Origin of the sequence: Vitreoscilla stercoraria DSM 513 (genome assembly GCF_000382305.1) — a bacterium.
GTDB lineage: Bacteria > Pseudomonadota > Gammaproteobacteria > Burkholderiales > Neisseriaceae > Vitreoscilla > Vitreoscilla stercoraria.
The window spans coordinates 1-2,336 of the sequence record NZ_KB908050.1 but is presented as its reverse complement, the minus strand read 5'-3'; the positions used below and the strand labels follow the sequence as shown (position 1 = coordinate 2,336).

Below are 2,336 nucleotides of genomic sequence, written 5' to 3'. Positions count from 1 at the left end.
CAAGTTTCACAGCACAGCTCTTTAAAAAACAGATTACCGATAAGTGTGAGTGCGAAGAGCCTCACACTGCTAAAGAAGTAAAGACAAGATATGATTTTTAATCATTTCTCGCTCTTTTTCTTTGAGAAGCAGACCAGAAATTAAATAGTAAGCTTAGAGATTAAACATAAGAGTTTGATCCTGGCTCAGATTGAACGCTGGCGGCATGCTTTACACATGCAAGTCGAACGGTAGCAGGAGAAAGCTTGCTTTCTTGCTGACGAGTGGCGAACGGGTGAGTAATGCGTCGGAACGTACCAAGTAATGGGGGATAACTACTCGAAAGAGTGGCTAATACCGCATACGCCCTACGGGGGAAAGCAGGGGATCTTCGGACCTTGCGTTATTTGAGCGGCCGACGTCTGATTAGCTAGTTGGTGGGGTAAAAGCCTACCAAGGCGACGATCAGTAGCGGGTCTGAGAGGATGATCCGCCACACTGGGACTGAGACACGGCCCAGACTCCTACGGGAGGCAGCAGTGGGGAATTTTGGACAATGGGCGCAAGCCTGATCCAGCAATGCCGCGTGTATGAAGAAGGCCTTCGGGTTGTAAAGTACTTTTGTTAGGGAAGAAAAGCTTTTGGCTAATATCCAAGAGTGATGACGGTACCTAAAGAATAAGCACCGGCTAACTACGTGCCAGCAGCCGCGGTAATACGTAGGGTGCAAGCGTTAATCGGAATTACTGGGCGTAAAGCGAGCGCAGGCGGTTATTTAAGTCAGGTGTGAAAGCCCCGAGCTCAACTTGGGACGTGCATTTGAAACTGGATAACTAGAGTGTGTCAGAGGGGGGTAGAATTCCACGTGTAGCAGTGAAATGCGTAGAGATGTGGAGGAATACCGATGGCGAAGGCAGCCCCCTGGGATAACACTGACGCTCATGCTCGAAAGCGTGGGTAGCAAACAGGATTAGATACCCTGGTAGTCCACGCCCTAAACGATGACAATTAGCTGTTGGGAGATTAAAAGCTCTTGGTAGCGTAGCTAACGCGTGAAATTGTCCGCCTGGGGAGTACGGTCGCAAGATTAAAACTCAAAGGAATTGACGGGGACCCGCACAAGCGGTGGATGATGTGGATTAATTCGATGCAACGCGAAGAACCTTACCTGGTCTTGACATGTACGGAATCCTCCAGAGACGGAGGAGTGCCTTCGGGAGCCGTAACACAGGTGCTGCATGGCTGTCGTCAGCTCGTGTCGTGAGATGTTGGGTTAAGTCCCGCAACGAGCGCAACCCTTGTCATTAGTTGCTACCATTCAGTTGAGCACTCTAATGAGACTGCCGGTGACAAACCGGAGGAAGGTGGGGATGACGTCAAGTCCTCATGGCCCTTATGACCAGGGCTTCACACGTCATACAATGGTCGGTACAGAGGGTAGCCAAGCCGCGAGGTGGAGCCAATCTCATAAAGCCGATCGTAGTCCGGATCGCACTCTGCAACTCGAGTGCGTGAAGTCGGAATCGCTAGTAATCGCAGGTCAGCATACTGCGGTGAATACGTTCCCGGGTCTTGTACACACCGCCCGTCACACCATGGGAGTGGGGGATACCAGAAGTAGGTAGGATAACCGTAAGGAGTCCGCTTACCACGGTATGCTTCATGACTGGGGTGAAGTCGTAACAAGGTAGCCGTAGGGGAACCTGCGGCTGGATCACCTCCTTTCTAGAGATAGAAGAGGCTTAACGCATTCACACTTATCGGTAAACTGTAAAATAAAGATGCAAGTAGCAACGACCTGGGTTTGTAGCTCAGCTGGTTAGAGCACACGCTTGATAAGCGTGGGGTCGGAGGTTCAAGTCCTCCCAGACCCACCATCAAACTTGGTAACAAGTAAGGTTGTGGAACATTGGGGGCATAGCTCAGTTGGTAGAGCACCTGCTTTGCAAGCAGGGGGTCATCGGTTCGATCCCGTTTGCCTCCACCAATGAACTAAAATACTTTGCAAATCAAAGACGATTGACAGCTGACGCTGTTTTTTATTTCACTCTTAATAAAGAGATGATATACTTTCAGTCTTCTTTGATTTGCGAAGCGTGTTAGCGGACAAGCAGTACAAAGCGAAACACACAAAAGCGACGCATCGATCTTTAAAAAATTAGAAAGCCGAAATCAACAAACAAAAGACAATGTTGTTGTTTAGACAGCCTTTACAGGCCGCTTAAATAACACAGTAAATTTGGGTGATGATTGTATCTGCAATCAACGAATTCAAAAGGCGTTGGTTGTAACAACCAAGTAGTAAGCTTTAACATGAAGAGAATCAAGCAGAAGGAAGACACGTCAACTGTCCAATT

General features: G+C 48.6%; 2 tRNA genes and 1 rRNA gene. All 3 read left to right on the top strand.

Going from position 1 to position 2,336, the window contains the following annotated elements:
- The first annotated feature begins 162 nt into the window (after nucleotides 1–162).
- The 3 genes from H150_RS0113340 (at nucleotide 163) to H150_RS0113330 (ending at nucleotide 1,966) form a co-directional block, all read left to right on the top strand.
- A 16S ribosomal RNA gene (locus H150_RS0113340) occupies nucleotides 163–1,704 on the top strand.
- 75 nt (nucleotides 1,705–1,779) lie between these two features.
- Nucleotides 1,780–1,856 (top strand) — tRNA-Ile (locus H150_RS0113335).
- Between the two features lie 34 nt (nucleotides 1,857–1,890).
- A tRNA-Ala gene (locus tag H150_RS0113330) sits at nucleotides 1,891–1,966 on the top strand.
- Nucleotides 1,967–2,336: the final 370 nt, after the last annotated feature.